This window comes from Corynebacterium sp. HMSC034E11, from assembly GCF_001835905.1.
Classification (GTDB): Bacteria; Actinomycetota; Actinomycetes; order Mycobacteriales; family Mycobacteriaceae; genus Corynebacterium; species Corynebacterium coyleae.
Genome location: NZ_KV826382.1, coordinates 59,954 through 74,932, shown reverse-complemented (window position 1 = coordinate 74,932; position 14,979 = coordinate 59,954). Strand labels below are relative to the sequence as shown.

Here is a 14,979-nt window from a genome sequence, read left to right as displayed (position 1 = left end):
TGTTCTGTTATGCCGCGCGTTGTTCTAACTCCTCCAACCAGTCGCGATAGTTCACGTCCACCCGATTCGGCAACTCTCTCACGCCGGGGCTGCTGTCGATCACAGTCTGCAGCGACGCGATGAACTCGGTGGACGTTGCACGGTCCCACCTCACCCGCCTGACAACTGCGCCCTGGTTTTGAAGCTGGGTTTCGCGCTCGCGTTCGTCGCGAAGCATGCTCGCTGCATCTCCCATTACCCCGCTCGTCTTCTCGAGACCGTCTGCCTCCACAACGAGAAACCCGTTGATCAGTATGTCCGCCCAGGCCATCATCGGGCGGCCGTCACGTTCCCGAATCCGCAGGCCAACCTGGAACTCGAGCGTGACCACCCCGGAAAGCGTTCCGTCTGCGATCGCACGCAGGATTGCGTCGCGCACAATCGTCTCCAACACACTCGCTGACGTATCCGTCGCGTGTTCGATGAGTTTCCGGAACCCAGCGATTCCGCGTGCTTTCGGCAGCGTTTCCGTTTTATCCAGCAGGTATTCCGTGGTCAGGTGGCGGTGCTTCCACCTCGCCGACTCGATCTGCACCAGCGCTTCAGTGCGCCCGTGGTACCTGAACGAGTCGAACATCGCCCTGATCGCCGTCGCCGTGCGAACCCCCTTGTGTACGAGGTACTCCTGCTCAGCGAGGATTCCACTTCTGTAAATGCGATGGGCATCGCCGCGCTTCCACGGCCTCGTTTCTCCTGGTAGTGCGAGGTCGACTGTGGTGACCCAGTTGTATGTCGAGAGTCCTAGCCACCTGGCCGCGGCTGGACCTGTGATCACTGCAGATTTGGACTTTGCTGCGACGTCTTGAATGAGTTCGAGTTCTGCTTCGCGTTTCTTCTGTAAATCCCCCATGTAGGCAATATTGCACCCGACTGCTGCGCTGTAAAGGGGGTCTTTGCGCAATATATTGTGCATTTTGAGGGAACCGGGGCGCGCTGATCGTCTAGTTCGGCTCATCGTCTAGCTCCGCCTTGAATCCAGCTAGACGGCCTCGGGGAGGACCGGGTATTTCCCCAGGTGATGATGAACACGGTTTTCAGTAATTAGCTGATCGTCTGGTTCGACAAAAATGCAGCTAGACGATCAGCGGAAACTAGACGATAAGCAGTGGAAACGAGTCAGAAAGCGCCAGGAAAGCACCGGAAACGAGCCAGAAAGCGCCACAACAACCCAACGGGCACCACCGCCCACCGTAGAATCACGCGCATGGCTTTGATTGCGGCGATTGACCAGGGTACGACGTCGACACGTGTGTGCATCACGCGCACGGACGGGAAGGTCATCACCCAGGCGCAGTTTGAGCACGAGCAGATCATGCCGCGCAAGGGGTGGGTGGAGCACGACCCGATGGAGATCTGGCGTAACACACGCCGGGCGCTCAGCGAAGCACTTGCTGACAAGGACATCGCTGAGCAGGACATTTACGCTCTCGGGCTGACCAACCAGCGCGAGACTGCCGTGATTTGGGACAAAGCAACCGGCAAGCCGATCTACAACGCGATCGTGTGGCAGGACACCCGCACGAACCACGACGGGGACGCCACGAAGTACCTGAGTAAGACCGGGCTTTTGCACAATTCGTATCCTGCGGCGCCGAAGTGGGCGTGGATTCTGGACAATGTCGAAGGCGCTCGCGAGCGCGCCGAAAAGGGCGAACTCCTGGCGGGCACGATGGATACGTGGCTGATCTGGAACCTCACGGGCGGGGCGAAGGACAAGGACAAGGCGTTGCATCTGACGGATGTGACCAATGCGTCGCGCACGTTGCTCATGGATTTGGAGACCCTCGATTGGGACGAGCAGCTTTGCGACGACCTCCGCATCCCACCCCGAATCCTTCCCGAGATCCGGCCGTCTGTGGGCAACTTTGGCAAGATCCGTCCGCGGGGTCCGCTGGCGGGCGTGCCGATCACGGGCGTGCTCGGCGACCAGCAGGCCGCACTGTTCGGCCAAGGCGGCCTGCATGAGAACGACGCGAAGATGACGTACGGCACCGGCCTGTTCATGCTGCTCAACACGGGTGCCGAGCCGAAGTTTAGCGACCGTGGCCTGCTCACCACCGTCGCCTACCAGGTGCAGGGCCAGCCGCCGGTGTACGCCCAGGAGGGTTCGGTGGCCGTGGGTGGGTCGTTGATTCAGTGGCTGCGCGACCAGCTTGGCATCCTGAGCACCGCCGCTGAATCGGAAACCCTCGCGGAGCAGGTCGAGGACAGTGGGGGAGTGGTGATCGTGCCTGCGTTTTCCGGCCTGTTCGCGCCGCGGTGGCGTCCGGATGCGCGGGGTGTGATTGTGGGGTTGACGCGGTTCGTCGATAAGCGGCACATTGCTCGCGCTGCGCTGGAGGCGACATGCTTGCAGGCGCGTGAGGTGGTGTGTGCGATGGGCGGCGACCCGACGACGCTGAAGGTCGATGGCGGCATGACGGAGAACAACCTGTTGATGCAGATGCAGGCCGACATCCTCGGCGTGACGGTGGAGCGGCCCGCGAACACGGAGACGACCGTGATGGGGGCGGCGTCGGCGGCTGCGATGGGCATTTCGCTTATCGACGAACCCTTGTCGCTCGGCACCTCCACCACCTGGGAAAGCGAAATGGCCGGCCCCGAACGGGACCGGCTGGTCACCGCGTGGGAAGACGCAGTGGAGCGCTGTCTAGATCTTGCCTAGGCCCGAGCCTGCGAGGGCCTAGCGCGTGGTGATGTCCAGCGCGTTGGTGGTCGGGTTGTAGGTGATGCTGCCGCCTTCGAAGTCGATGCGGACGACGTCGCTGGTCGGGTAGTACTCGCGGGTGATCGGCATGCCGAGTGGGCCTGCGTCGAGGCCTTGCTGCAGCCAGGCCTCCGCAATCTTGCCGACGAGCGCGATGATCTCGCCCTGGTCATTACGCGCGGCGATGCCGTTGGAGTAGAAGGTGATTGCCGGGCCGGTCGGTCCGCCAACGCCTGCGATGAGTTTGCCCAGGGTGGGCTCGAGCGCGGTCCAGATGGCGGCGGCCTCGGTGGCACCGAAGGCGTTCAGTGCGGGGCCGACGGCCGGGCCAATCTTTTGGGCCAACTCCGAGACCTGTGCGAGGTTGAGGCCCTGGAAGACCTCCACCCCCTGGCGTTCGCTGACGCCGGGGAGCATGTCGCGTGCAGCCAGGAACAGCAGGATTGCGCCGATGACGGTGCCGGCCGCGGTGGCGATGGCGATCGGGTCGCCGGAGGTCAGGCCGGTGAGAACGCCTGTGGCGTTGTTGCCGGTGTTGCCCTGATTGCCGGTGTCGCCTGGCAATGCCGGGGACTGCGCCGTGGTGGTGACAGCGGTCGACTCGGTGCCGCGGTTGCCCAGGCCTGCGCGGTTGCCGGCCTTGAGCGTGCGGTACTTCGCTGCGGCGGTGGCGCGGATCATGGGCAGTTTGGAGTACAGGTTGTCGCCTGGGCAGGTGCTGTAGTGGAAGTCACGGTGAGCGTTGATGTTGCTAAACGATGCACCCTGGCCAGCCGAGTACTTGGAGCCCTTGAAGCTGAATTCTGCCTGGTGGTAGCTGTAGCCCATTGGGTTGAAGTCGGCGACGGCTGCCTTCCAGCCGATGATTTCGCCCATGGCGCGCAGTGCTGCGGTGGTGGGCTGGGCGCTTTGGTAATCGCCAAGCATGGAGACGCCCCAGGTGTTTTGGTTGAATCCGCCGACGTGTGCGCCTTGCGGTCCGCGGTCCATGCCGCCTGCGCGGCCTTCGTAGATGTTGCCGTACTTATCCACCAGCGCGTGGTAGCCAATGTCGCCCCAGCCCAGGGTGCGGGCGTGGTAGTTCCAGATGCCGCGGACGATGCCGGGTGCCTGGGCCTCGGTGTAGTTGTTGGAGCCGGCGGTGTGGTGCACGGTCGCTGCGGTGGTTGGTTCGGAGTAGTACGGGGCCTGGCTGGACCCTGCACCCCACTGTGCGCGGGTGATCACCTTGGGCATGCCCCAGGTGTAGGAGTCCGCGACCGGGTTGATGCCGCCTTGGGTTTGGCCTTCGCCGCCGTCGAGGAAGACGGCCTGGAGGTCCTTGGCGGTGGTGGGTGCGCCGGAGTCGGTGCGGCCGCCGTCGAGAAGGTCAACGCCGCCGGTGGAGACCTGGACGCGCTTGGTTTTGCCCACGAAGATCGGTTCGGTGCCGAACGTGTCGCTGCCCTTCGGCGGGTCGATTGGGTCCATTTCGAACCATTCGGACCAGGTGCCGTCGGCCTGCTGGGAGCGGACGAATGCGGCGATGTCGCGGTCGCCGGTCCAGGTCAAGCCGACGATGGAGAAGTCGCGGTCGTTGGTGAACTCCTTGACCACGCGGCGTACTTCGCCTTCTTCGCCGCCTTGGGTGCGGATGGCGGCGTCGTCGACAGTGATGTTCGCGCCGGACGCGAAGGACTCGGACGCGGTGTACACCTCGGGTGCGCCGGCGCCGAGGGATTGGACGTGGAGGATGCGGTTGCCGCTGAACACTTGCGTAGCGACGAGAGCCACCACGAGGAGAACGGACACCACGGCAGGCAGGACTACGGCCCGGCGTGGTCGGACCGCACCGCCCTGAAGACTACGGCGTTGTTGCACGGTAAAACTCCTGACACTTCTTGTGAAAATAGTGGCAATTGTGACTGGAACGCAGTGTAGTGCAATTTAAAGTCTCAAGAAAGACTTGAGGCTTTTGTGGCGTGTCGCGGCGTGGTGTCGTCGATAAGCAACTGTGCGAAAATAGACCGCATGGCATACGACCTCATTGTTGTTGGATCAGGGTTCTTCGGCCTTACCGTGGCCGAGCAAGCGGCGAGCGAGCTGGGCAAACGCGTGCTGGTGGTGGAAAAGCGCAACCACATCGGCGGCAACGCCTACTCGGAGCAGGAGCCGGAAACCGGCATCGAGGTGCACAAATACGGCGCGCACCTCTTCCACACGTCGAACGAGCGCGTGTGGGAATACGTCAACCGCTTTACCTCGTTCACCGACTACCAGCACCGCGTGTTTGCGATGCACGACGGCACCGCCTACCAATTCCCCATGGGCCTCGGCCTGATCAATCAGTTCTTCGGCAAGTACTACTCGCCGGACGAAGCGAAGAAGCTCATCGAACAGCAGCGTGAAGGCCTCGACCCGGCCGCCGCGACCAACCTGGAAGAGCGTGGCATCGCCCTGATCGGCAAGCCGCTCTACGAGGCGTTTGTGAAGCACTACACCGCCAAGCAGTGGCAGACCGACCCGACTGACCTGCCGCCGGAGATCATCTCCCGCTTGCCAGTGCGCTACACCTTTAACAACCGTTACTTCAACGACAAGTACGAAGGCCTCCCCGTCGACGGATACGCCGCCTGGCTGGAGAAGATGGCGGAGCATGAGCTTATCGACGTCCGCACCGACACCGACTGGTTCACCGTCCGCGACGACATCCGCGCCGAAAACCCCGACGCACCGGTGGTCTACACCGGTCCGCTCGACCAGTACTTCGATTACGCCGAAGGCCACCTCGGCTGGCGCACCCTCGACTTTGAGCAGGAAGTGCTGAACACCGGCGACTTCCAGGGCACCTCGGTGATGAACTACAACGACGCCGACGTCCCCTACACCCGCATCCACGAGTTCCGCCACTTCCACCCGGAGCGCACCGAGTACCCCTCTGATCGAACGGTCATTGTCAAGGAGTACTCCCGCTTCGCCGAAGGCGACGACGAGGTCTACTACCCAATCAACACCCCGGAGGACCGCGCGAAGCTCGAGGCGTATCGACGACTCGCCGCGGAAGAATCCGAACAACACAACGTGCTGTTCGGTGGCCGTCTGGGTACCTACCAGTACCTGGATATGCACATGGCCATCGCGTCTGCACTGACCCTGTTCGACAACCAGCTCCGTCCGTTCTTCGAGTCCGGCGAGCCACTGTCCCAGCCGCGCGGCCACTAGGAGGTACTTGTGAGCGCTGAGATTTTCGTTCACCCCGACTGCCCCGACTGCACCGACGTGATCGCGCAGTTTAAGGCAGACCCGCAGGCCTTCGGCGACGCCGAACTTCTCGACGTCACCAACCTGCGCAACCTCAAACGCTTCCTCACCCTGCGCGACTCGCTTGACGGGTTCGCTGACGTGCGCGCCGCCGGCAAGATCGGTGTGCCGTCCAAGGTGATCGACGGCACGACGGTCGAGTTATAAACAACCCAAAACAACTCCAAACAACTATGCTGACCTGCTCGGATGGGCTGATTTCGGGCGAGTTTTGCGGTAAGTTGTTTCGGAGTTGTTTCAAACAACTTTGAAACAACTTTTGTTATTCTGAGCCCATGCTCGATTCGGGTTTTGAGGGTGTGGAGGAAGCGCTGTCGGCAATTGAGGCCGGAGATAGCGCTGGGAGCTGGGAATCCCAGGTACTGGATTTCAAGGAAGATCCTGCTGTCCACCCGATGAACAAGAACCCCGATGCGGGGCTTGTGGAGTTTCTTGTCGACGAGGTCATTTGTTTCTCCAACGCCGACGGCGGTGTCGCCTACATCGTCCTTGGCGTCAATGACAAGAAGGCAGGCCCTGCTGCGTTCACTGGCACCGATCGCTCATGCGACTGGTTGGTGGAAAAGATTTACAGCAAGACGCAGCCTCATATTCAGGTCGAAGCTTCTGAAATCGAGCGCTGCGGCAAGCGTTTGATTGCATTGCGCATCCCACGGGGGATGGCGCTGTATCAGCGTTCCAAAGGCCAAGCCAGTAAACGTGTCGGGAAAAACTGCGTCCCTCTGGGCGAGGATGAGCGTCGCAGTATTCACCTGTCCCGTTCGAACCCTGACCTGAGCGCTACTGCGTCTCGACGAAGCCCTGAAGATCTCGATCCTAAGGCAATCGAGCAGGCTAAAGCACTCCTTGCCAACCGGAAGCATGCCTTGGGTGATGACTCTCCTGTACCCCAGACGAGTCTTGAACTCTGCAGTGAGTTGGGATTGTTTACGCCCGATGGCGCGCTGACCTTTGCGGCAGAAATTCTCTTCATGCAGCCGCTGCGCAACCGGACGGTCGTGCGACACTTGCTTCGCGACGTGCCCAGTGGCGATCCGAAAGTCACCGAGATCTCCGCACCGTTGATTACTGCATCAGAACAGCTTCGTGCGTTGATTAAGGCTCACACGTCGCAGGAAATTGCGCGAGTGCAACTCCCGAACGGGCAAGAGTTTCCCATTCCGGCGTTTCCTGCGGCTGCTGTAGACGAAATTGTTTCCAACGCATTCGCGCACCGCGACTGGGGAGCGACCACTGCAATCGTTGTTGATCAGTCTCCGACCAGTCTGACCGTTTGGTCTCCTGGTGGTCTCCCTGTCGGCGTGCCTGAGGAAAGGATTCTGACCACCCAATCGATCCCGCGTAACCCGATTCTGATGGGTGCATTGCGGCGGTTGGGCCTCGCTGAAGAGTCTTCGCGAGGCTTCGATCGCATGTGGGTCTCCATGCTCGCCAGTGGTAGACAAGCGCCTAGTCTGAATGCCGATGGACCGTTTGTGGAGGTCACGTTGCCCGCCGGAAACGTCGATTCGGCTTTTATTAAGTCGCTGTACCTGCTGCGTGCTGAGTTCGGAGAGGCGATATTCAATAGCGTAAATGGGCTCTTAGTGGCGCGTCATCTGGCGAACAACCAGATTTTGATGACGTCCACGGCGGCCCGACTCATGCAAGTCCCGGAAGCGCAGGCCCAAGAATACTTGGGGTGGTACGCAAGTCAGGGCTTCCTAGAACCTTTGCGGGATGCCCCCGAGTGGATATTGTCTGCTCGAGCACGGACGGCGTTTGAGGAAAACGGTTCCACTGTGATTGCATCCGTGACTACCGAGGACTGGATCGTTGCTCAGTTGCGCGAGGGGAAGTCCCTGAACGCTCGTGAGGTTGCGAATGAACTCGGCGTCGAGCGTGAATCAGTGAGCCGAATCCTTCGCCACCTTCGGGACCTAGGGAAAGCGAAAATCGCCGACGGGAGCCCAACGCGAGGCCCGAGTGTCCGTTGGGTTTCGGTATAAACAACTCAAAACAACTCGAAACAACTATTGTGACCTGCGTCGATGGTTTAATTTCGGGTGAGTTTTGCGAAGAGTTGTTTCATAGTTGTTTCAAACAACTCCGCAGCCGGGTGGCTAGGCGCTCGGGACCGGGGCGACGAAGGCGGACACGAGGTACCGGTTGATGTCAGGGCGGTTGATGATGCCCGCGCCCGTGCCGTCACCGGTCTTAAAGGCGACTAGCCGTTTGGCCGGCTACACGGGCGCCGGGACTGCTCACCTCAATGCTTTCCTTAGGATAGGCAAGCCTATATAGTTTGCGGGGTGAGTTTTAGACCTTTCCTTGCAACCGTCGTCCGCAGTGAACGCATTGCGCCGAGTTTCCAGCGGGTGACGTTCACCGGGGTCGACGACATGGGACCCGCCGTTCCTATCAGGGATTTGCGTATCAAGCTACTGATCCCGCCTGTCAGTGGTCTGTTCGAGCTTCCGGAAGAGGGGTGGTGGGAGACGTGGCGTGCGATGCCGGAGCATATGCGCGGACACCTGCGTACCTATTCCATTCGGGAGTTCCGGCGAAGTGCTGAAGGTCCTGACGAATTGGATGTGGATTTTGTTTTGCACAGCGATAGTCCCGGTCCCGCCTCGGCGTGGGCGCAGGACGCACACCCTGGGCAGCAGCTGCTGATTATTGGACCAACCCGCGACGATGATTCCGGTGTTGGTATTGAGTTTGACCCCGGATCTGCTGCGATTGTGCGTCTTTACGGCGATGAAACCGCGTTGCCTGCAATGGCTCGTATCTTGGGGGATTGGCCCGAGGGGCTCGCCGGTTCGGTTGATATTGAGGTGCCCGCCGGTAATCATCTGCCCATCGACTCCCCTTCACAGGTTGATATCCGTTGGCACTTTCGTGAAGAGGGTGACTTCGACTACGGAGGCTTGCTTCTCGCGCAGCTGAAACAGGAAGTTGGATCCCGTTGTGTCTCCGCTTCGTTGGAAACTGGAAAGCCTGGTTTTGTGGATGAAGCCCAGCTCGATGAAGTCTGGGAGACACCCACGTATTCCAGCAGTGGTGAGTCCATAGCTTCCACGCCGGATACCGTGGGACATACCTATGGACATACCTATTACTGGATCGCTGGGAAGAATACGGCTGTGACGGCCATGCGGCGGCTTCTGGTGGGGGAGGCGGGAGTGCCTCGTCATCACGTGTCGTTCATGGGGTACTGGCGGTAACGGAGTTACAGCGTGACTAAACGTGTTGGGCTTGTCGCCCTCCTTGTGATTTCCACTGTGTGTGCAGCGCTGGTGTCGCTGTTGATCGGGGCGCGCGAAATGGGTTTCGAGGCGACGGTGAGCGCGGTTCGTGATGGACTCATGCTGGCGTTCTCGGATGCAGACGAACAGCCTGAGGCGTCCAGCGATGAGGCGAAGATCATCGCGCAGCTCCGTGTTCCGCGCACTCTGCTTGGTCTGCTGGTGGGAGCAGCGCTGGGCACTGCGGGCGCACTGCTGCAGGGACACACCCGAAACCCGTTAGCAGACACAAACCTGCTCGGCGTCGGGCCTGGCGCGGCGCTTGCTGTGGCAGCAGCCATTTCCTTTCATGGGTCAATGACGGTATTGGGCACTGTCGGGGTGGGATTTCTCGGGGCGATACTTGCGGTAGCGCTTGTGTTCGTGCTCAGCATGAGAAGCCTGGGATCTACGCCGATCACGGTGGTGCTTGGTGGTTCCGCGTTGGGTGCGGTTTGTTCTGCGCTGACGAGCGGCATCGTACTGACGCATACGCGAAGCCTTAATGAGATGCGGTTTTGGACAGCGGGTGCTATCGCCGGACGCGATATGCAGGTGGTCACGGTCCTTGCTCCCGTGATTGTTCTTGGGCTCGTGGGCGCCTTTGCTTCAGCGAATCAGCTAAACCTCCTGAACTTGGGGGATGACGTTGCAAATGCACTTGGCGTCCGAGTTTCTATCGCGCGGACCTTGGGTATCGTCCTGGTTGCATTGCTTACTGGCGCAGCGGTGGCTGGAGCCGGACCGATCGGGTTCGTTGGCCTGGTTGTTCCGCACCTCGTGCGTAGCCTCACCGGCCCGGACTACCGCTGGGTGCTGCCGTGTTCCGCGCTGGCTGGGGCGACGTTGCTCTTGTTTGCTGACGTTATTGGTCGCGTCATCGCGCGCCCTGGAGAATTACAGGTGGGCATCACACTCGCCTTCGTTGGGGCCCCATTTGCACTGCATATCTTGCGGAAGGGGACGAAACTCTGATGCGGGTTTTCGCGATAAACACTGCTCTTGCGGTGCTGGCCCTAGCCGCTGCCCTCGGGGGCGTGATGGTTGGAGATTTCGAGCTATCGGTTCGAGACGTAGTTTCCGCTCTCATGGGCCAAACGGCAGAGCTGACCCGGACTGTAGTTCTCGAGTGGCGCCTGCCACGAGTGGTCACGGCGCTGGGGGTAGGTGCTGCGCTGGGCTTTGCCGGGGCAATTTTCCAGACCATTACAAGGAACCCACTGGCGAGTCCGGACATCTTGGGGGTCACCTCGGGTGCCTCCGCTTTCGCGTTGACCGCGCTACTCGCTGGTGGAAGTGCCGGGATGATGCTGCGTGTATTGGGCGTGCCGCTCAGTGCATTCCTCGGGGGACTGACCGTATCTGCGGCAATCTGGTGGCTGAGTCGTGGTGCTGGACTAGGGTCTTTCCAGCTTGTCTTCGCCGGCATCATCATCAATGCGCTGGCGATGGCCTACAACTCGTTCCTGCTTGTTCGTGCTGACTATCGAGATGTAGGCAAGGCGCAGGCGTGGGTGACCGGTTCGGTGGGTTCTTCTAGTTGGCACGACGCCATCGCTGTACTCATTGCACTGGCGGTCGTCATTCCACTATTGCGGTGGGTAGCCTTCAAGCTTGAGGCACTCTCTTTGGGGGAGGACACTGCTGCTGGTCTCGGGGTAGAGCCCCGGCGTACCCAGCTGATCCTCATGCTAATGGCTGTAATGCTGGCATCGATGGGCATTGCGGCATCTGGGCCGATAGCCTTCGTGGCGTTTGTCGCACCACAGATTGGACGCAAGATCACACATGCAGCAACGCCGCCATTAGGAACCGCGATGCTTACTGGCGCGGCGATCGTATCCGTCGCTGACTTGGCGGTGCGAACCCTGGTGCCGGGGAATCTGCCGGTGGGAATAGCCACAACTGCAATTGGTGGCGCAGTGCTGCTTTACACGCTGTTGCGTGCAACACGAAAGGTGTCCATATGATGCTTCAGGTCCGAAATCTTAAGGTAAGTTATGGCGCTTCCGTCATCCTCAAGGGCATTGATTTCGACGTGTCCAAAGGCGGAATCACCACAATCATCGGCCCAAACGGTTGTGGCAAGTCAACGCTGTTGCGTGCTGTGGCAGGGCTTCTTACGCGTGACTGCGGCACGGTAACGCTGAACGGCGTGGACATGGCGAATCTGAAGCGCCGCGAGATTGCGCGTCAGCTTGCAGTGTTGCCACAGACTCCGGTGGCTCCCGAGGGGCTGACAGTGCATGATTTGGTTGGCCGTGGACGCCACCCACATCGATCTTGGTTGCGACAGAGCTCGGCTGAGGATTCACGTGTGGTCGATGAGGTGATGGAACTGACCAATATCACGGAGTTTGCAAACCGTCCGCTCGAGCGACTTTCTGGTGGTCAGCGTCAGCGCGCTTGGATTGCGATGGTCTTAGCTCAGGAGACTCCGCTCGTGTTGTTGGACGAGCCTACGACCTATCTCGACTTGTCTCACTCTGTCGAGGTCTTGTCACTCGTACGTCGTCTCGCTGATCAGGAGGGGAGAACCGTGCTTATGGTGCTGCATGACTTGAACCTCGCTGCACGCTACTCAGATCAACTCATCGTGATGCAGCGTGGCGAGGTGGAAGCGGTCGGTGCGCCCGCCGAGGTGCTCACCGAGTCCTTACTGGACCGTGTTTTTCATCTGCCTGCTGTCGTGACAACAGACCCAGTAAATGGGGGCCCACTGGTTGTCCCCCGGTAAGCACCACTTCCGCCTGGTGTTCTAGAGCGACTTTTTGATTTGATCGATTGCGTACGGGATCGTGAGGGGGTTCGGCATGCTCATTGCGTTGGCGGTATCTGTGTCTAACCAGTAGACCCCGCCACGCTTATTCACATCGAGGTCCATGAAGGTGGCGTCGTTCTTCAGAGCATCGATTGCGCCGTAGTAGTCCAGCACGAAGAGGTAATCCACGTCGTTGAAGTCGGCGTAGTTCTCGGGGGACCAGTCAAGGAAGAAGCTGGAGCCATCGCCGTTGAACTTCTCCGGGATCTTGAACCCTAGTTTTTCGATGAAGGAGCCGCGGCCGTCGCCCGAGGTGTAGACGCCAAACTTTCCGTCGTAAGGCATGCCGATTACCGCTGTTTTGCCTTGCAACTCGGGGTGCGCTTCACGGAAATCCTGGAAGGCCTTCTCGGAGTCGGCGATGAGCTTTTCGCCTTCGGCCTCCTTATTCAACGCCTTGGAGATTTCCTTAATCTGTTCGTCCCATGGCACCTGCCAATCTTGGTACTCATCCGAGTGGAAGGTGGTTGGTGCAATCTGCTCGAGTAATGCCCTCTTATCGGCTTCGAGGCCGCTATTCACTGCAATGATCTTTGTCGGGTTGAGCGAGGCAACTTGTTCGGCAGTGTCAGTACTGAACTCGGTGGTCGTGTCCCGGAGCGGGTTTGGTTCGACTGTGAGCTTGTCCTTGGCCCACGGTCCAAGTCCGGAAGGGTCCCCCGTACCTTCCTGTTGCCAGGTGGCGTAACCAACCGGTTGTTCGCCCAGGGCAAGGACCGTATCGACGTCGCCGAGGCCCATTGTCACAATGCGCTCCTCTGACCCGTTGGCATCGGAAGTTTCGGGAGCGGTTGTTGAATCGCTTGATCCGCTGGAGCAGCTGGCAAGCATGAGCGCCGCAGTGAACGTGGCTGCGATCCCCTTCAGGGCGCGAGAGGTAAAGAGTGCCAAGGTTGCACCTTTCGTAGGTGGTCAAAAAGTTTCACGTTAGGTCTCCCTGACCTAACGTGATTACTCTAAGGCATGCCTTACCTAAGTGACAATCCTTGTCTGGGCGCTCGGGACCGGGGCGACGAACGTCGAGACGAGGTACCGGTTGATGTCGGAGCGGTTGATGATGCCAACCACCGTGTCGTCATCGGTGCCGAACTCGGCCGAGTCGTTGTGGGCAAGCAGCGCATATGGGGTGGTGAAGGCCGGGACGGAGTCGCCGATGACGTCCAACACGTCGCCGGCGGAAGCCGATATCGGATTTCTGTGAATTCAGCAGATGGGCGAGGAACCAGCGTCAGCGTCGTAAGCTGAGCCAGCGTGGGAACGTTTATTGCGCTAATCGGATTGTTGCTGGCCACCGTCATTGTCGCTGCGGTTGGTGAGCGCACGGGCATTCCGTGGCCGGCGCTGCTGACCATCGTGGTGGCGCCGGTGATTTTCATTCCAGGCATTGACACGGTGTCCATTGACACACACCTGATCTTGCCGATCTTCCTGCCGCCACTGCTGTGGTCGCTGGCCAGGCGCACGAGTTGGGGTCAGATCGGCTCGCAGCTCAACGTGGTGCTGACCATGTCGGTCATCCTGGTGTTCCTTACTATCGCGGCGCTGACGGCGACGGCGATGTGGATCCTGCCGGGTGTGAGTCTGGCTACCGCGATGGTGTTGGCGGCGGCGATCGCCCCGCCGGACCCAGTCGCGGTCGACGCGGTGGCGGGACCGGCTGGCATTCCGAAGCGCATCACCGGAACGTTGCAGACGGAGGGGCTGTTTAACGACGCCGCCTCGATTGTCACCTTCAACATTGCCATGGCTGCGGTGATTGCAGAGGGTGAAGTGGACTTCACCAAGGGATTCGTTGAGTTCCTTTATGCCGCGGCGGTTGCTGTGGTGGTGGGGTTGATCGTCGGCAGGCTAGCTGCGCTGTTTGCAAACTCGGTGCCAGATTCCGTGATCCGTACCGCGTTTACGTGGGTGCTGCCGTTCGCCATCTATGCGGGTTGTGAGGCGATCCACGCTTCGGGCGTGATCGCGATCGTGATCGCCGCGGTGGAGTTGTCGTCGCGCTCCACGATGACAGCGGAGGACCGCCTGACCGGTCACTCGTTCTGGGAAACAGTGGAGCTGCTGTTCACGGGCGTGGCGTTCGGGTTGATCGGCATGAGCGTGCGTGATGCTATCGACACCGCCGGCACCTACATTTGGCCCGCCGTACAAGTCGGCGTGGTGCTCTCCGTCGTCGCATTTGTGGTGCGTCTGGCCTGGATGTGGGTGCTGTACAAGTTGAACGTGCGCAAGGGTCGCACGCACGTGTCGCCACTGCGCCTGCAGGAGGTGCTCCTGATGGCGTGGTCTGGCATGCGCGGTTTGGTCACGTTGGCGCTGGTGTTGGCTATCCCGCCGTCGGCAACCGAGTACCACCACGAACTGTCCGTCATTGCGTTGACGGTGCTGACCTGCACGATGGTGATCCCCGGCCTCATGCTGCCATGGCTGGTGCGGAAGATGGACCTGCAAAAAGGCCCAGAAGCAGACCGGGCAATTGAAGAATTGAACCAGCGGGCGTACGCGGCGGCGCACAAGGCGGTGCGCGAACACGGCGAGGAGCATGCGCCGGAGGCGTACACGATGGTGCAGGAGTGGTTGAACTCGATTACGGAGCAGCGCCTGCAGGATCCGGAAAGCACTGACGAGCGCATGGCAGCTTTCGAGCGCGCTCGCGAAAGCGCGATTGAAATGCAGAAGGTTGCGCTTAAGGCGGCGAGCTCCGAGTTGCACCGGGCGCGCCGGGAGCGCCAGTACAACCCGGCGGATGTGGACGCGGTGCAGGCGGACCTCGACCGGCTCATTTTGGCCAGCAAGCGAAACGTGCTCGCACGCCCAAGCCAGATGGTGAAGTGGGAGCCCTAGTT

Annotated in this window: 13 protein-coding genes; 9 read left to right on the top strand and 4 right to left on the bottom strand. The window is 60.4% G+C overall.

The genetic code is table 11. The annotated features are described in order from the left end of the window. Positions 1-7: 7 nt before the first annotated feature. The gene (locus tag HMPREF2690_RS01180; protein ID WP_141761159.1) at positions 8-889 is read right to left on the bottom strand and encodes a hypothetical protein; all 882 of its coding nucleotides are present in this window, start codon (positions 887-889) and stop codon (positions 8-10) included. A 354-nt stretch (positions 890-1,243) separates the two neighbouring features. Between HMPREF2690_RS01180 and glpK the strand changes: the two genes are divergently transcribed. After that, positions 1,244-2,704: a glycerol kinase GlpK gene (gene glpK, locus HMPREF2690_RS01175; RefSeq protein ID WP_070819926.1), complete on the top strand. Its 1,461-nt coding sequence runs from the start codon at positions 1,244-1,246 to the stop codon at positions 2,702-2,704. Positions 2,705-2,722: 18 nt separating this feature from the next. On the opposite strand, the gene HMPREF2690_RS01170 is transcribed toward glpK, so the two are convergent. Continuing rightward, entirely contained in the window at positions 2,723-4,606 is a 1,884-nt protein-coding gene (locus tag HMPREF2690_RS01170) for an N-acetylmuramoyl-L-alanine amidase (protein ID WP_246819486.1), read from the bottom strand. Between the two features lie 150 nt (positions 4,607-4,756). On the opposite strand from HMPREF2690_RS01170, the gene glf reads away from it, so the two are divergent. The 7 genes from glf to HMPREF2690_RS01135 all read left to right on the top strand — a co-directional run bounded on the left by glf (position 4,757) and on the right by HMPREF2690_RS01135 (position 12,049). Then, entirely contained in the window at positions 4,757-5,947 is a 1,191-nt protein-coding gene (gene glf / locus HMPREF2690_RS01165; RefSeq protein WP_070819925.1) for a UDP-galactopyranose mutase, read from the top strand. Positions 5,948-5,956: 9 nt separating this feature from the next. Next, a complete protein-coding gene (locus HMPREF2690_RS01160) occupies positions 5,957-6,193 on the top strand; it encodes a hypothetical protein (RefSeq protein WP_070423337.1) in 237 nt (78 codons plus the stop codon). A 128-nt stretch (positions 6,194-6,321) separates the two neighbouring features. Then, complete coding sequence (locus HMPREF2690_RS01155; RefSeq protein ID WP_070453310.1) at positions 6,322-8,034, top strand: RNA-binding domain-containing protein; 1,713 nt, start codon at positions 6,322-6,324, stop codon at positions 8,032-8,034. Positions 8,035-8,337: 303 nt separating this feature from the next. Then, a complete protein-coding gene (locus HMPREF2690_RS01150) occupies positions 8,338-9,252 on the top strand; it encodes a siderophore-interacting protein (protein WP_070819924.1) in 915 nt (304 codons plus the stop codon). A gap of 12 nt (positions 9,253-9,264) precedes the next feature. Beyond that, positions 9,265-10,287: a FecCD family ABC transporter permease gene (locus tag HMPREF2690_RS01145; protein ID WP_070819923.1), complete on the top strand. Its 1,023-nt coding sequence runs from the start codon at positions 9,265-9,267 to the stop codon at positions 10,285-10,287. Beyond that, complete coding sequence (locus tag HMPREF2690_RS01140) at positions 10,287-11,282, top strand: FecCD family ABC transporter permease (protein WP_070453303.1); 996 nt, start codon at positions 10,287-10,289, stop codon at positions 11,280-11,282. Before HMPREF2690_RS01145 ends, HMPREF2690_RS01140 begins: the two co-directional genes overlap by 1 nt. Beyond that, a complete protein-coding gene (locus HMPREF2690_RS01135; RefSeq protein WP_070819922.1) occupies positions 11,279-12,049 on the top strand; it encodes an ABC transporter ATP-binding protein in 771 nt (256 codons plus the stop codon). The genes HMPREF2690_RS01140 and HMPREF2690_RS01135 overlap by 4 nt, the downstream gene beginning before the upstream one ends. A 21-nt stretch (positions 12,050-12,070) precedes the next feature. Here HMPREF2690_RS01135 and HMPREF2690_RS01130 read toward each other — a convergent pair whose 3' ends face one another. Together HMPREF2690_RS01130 and HMPREF2690_RS01125 are read right to left on the bottom strand one after the other, a co-directional pair. Further along, positions 12,071-13,024, bottom strand: a complete 954-nt coding sequence (locus tag HMPREF2690_RS01130; RefSeq protein WP_224213401.1) for an iron-siderophore ABC transporter substrate-binding protein — start codon at positions 13,022-13,024, stop codon at positions 12,071-12,073. An 81-nt stretch (positions 13,025-13,105) separates the two neighbouring features. Then, positions 13,106-13,300 (bottom strand): hypothetical protein, encoded by a 195-nt coding sequence (locus tag HMPREF2690_RS01125; RefSeq protein WP_070453297.1) that lies wholly within the window; start codon positions 13,298-13,300, stop codon positions 13,106-13,108. Between the two features lie 84 nt (positions 13,301-13,384). On the opposite strand from HMPREF2690_RS01125, the gene HMPREF2690_RS01120 reads away from it, so the two are divergent. Then, positions 13,385-14,977 (top strand): cation:proton antiporter, encoded by a 1,593-nt coding sequence (locus HMPREF2690_RS01120; RefSeq protein WP_070819921.1) that lies wholly within the window; start codon positions 13,385-13,387, stop codon positions 14,975-14,977. Positions 14,978-14,979: the final 2 nt, after the last annotated feature.

Coding starts and splice junctions, on each gene's coding strand:
- HMPREF2690_RS01180 (WP_141761159.1), bottom strand. CDS start 889: ATGGGGGATTTACAGAAGAAACGCGAAGCAGAACTCGAACTCATTCAA.
- glpK (WP_070819926.1), top strand. CDS start 1,244: ATGGCTTTGATTGCGGCGATTGACCAGGGTACGACGTCGACACGTGTG.
- glf (WP_070819925.1), top strand. CDS start 4,757: ATGGCATACGACCTCATTGTTGTTGGATCAGGGTTCTTCGGCCTTACC.
- HMPREF2690_RS01155 (WP_070453310.1), top strand. CDS start 6,322: ATGCTCGATTCGGGTTTTGAGGGTGTGGAGGAAGCGCTGTCGGCAATT.
- HMPREF2690_RS01140 (WP_070453303.1), top strand. CDS start 10,287: ATGCGGGTTTTCGCGATAAACACTGCTCTTGCGGTGCTGGCCCTAGCC.
- HMPREF2690_RS01135 (WP_070819922.1), top strand. CDS start 11,279: ATGATGCTTCAGGTCCGAAATCTTAAGGTAAGTTATGGCGCTTCCGTC.